This is a genomic window from Vibrio sp. 2134-1, from assembly GCF_033339495.1.
The window spans coordinates 1-533 of record NZ_JAWOUS010000894.1 but is presented as its reverse complement, the minus strand read 5'-3'; the positions used below and the strand labels follow the sequence as shown (position 1 = coordinate 533).

Sequence of the window (533 nt, the reverse complement as noted above, 5' to 3'; positions counted from 1 at the left end):
ATGGGAAGATAGGCCACGAATTGGCTCGCACCACACGCAAATACCCAGATGCTACACGGCATGCACACCATAAGCGCAATACGCATTACAGCTCGGCCACTTCCAAGGCGATGAGAAGCTCGAGTCGTGAGTAGATTTCCAAGAACACTCACGATTCCTAAAGCTGCGTACATCATGCCAATCCAACTTATCGACAGTCCCGCGACATCTCGCATATTGAGCCCAATGATATTGAACACACCAATACCACCACCTAAGCCAAAACACATAGCCGCAATCGCACCCAAAGCTCCAGGAAGGCGAAATGCCTCTATAACGGGAGGTAATGTCATTAACCGCTCGTTCTGATCGTGAGGCTCTCTCATGCATCCCCAAACTAAGGCCCCAACAGCAAGTGCCGCCATCCCTAAAATGATAAAAGCTGCTCGCCATGATAAGAGCTGTGTGATCAGTGCGCCGATAGCAGGGCTGGTTATCATGCCTAATGTCAATCCAGCTTGCACCATCACAATCTGCCGCATCGAGCGCCCACC

Annotated in this window: 1 protein-coding gene; it reads right to left on the bottom strand. The window is 51.0% G+C overall.

The window, feature by feature from the left end:
- The coding region (locus tag R7R78_RS29125) for an MFS transporter (RefSeq protein ID WP_318119864.1) at positions 1 to 479 on the bottom strand (479 nt) is incomplete at its 3' end.
- Positions 480 to 533 lie beyond the last annotated feature (54 nt).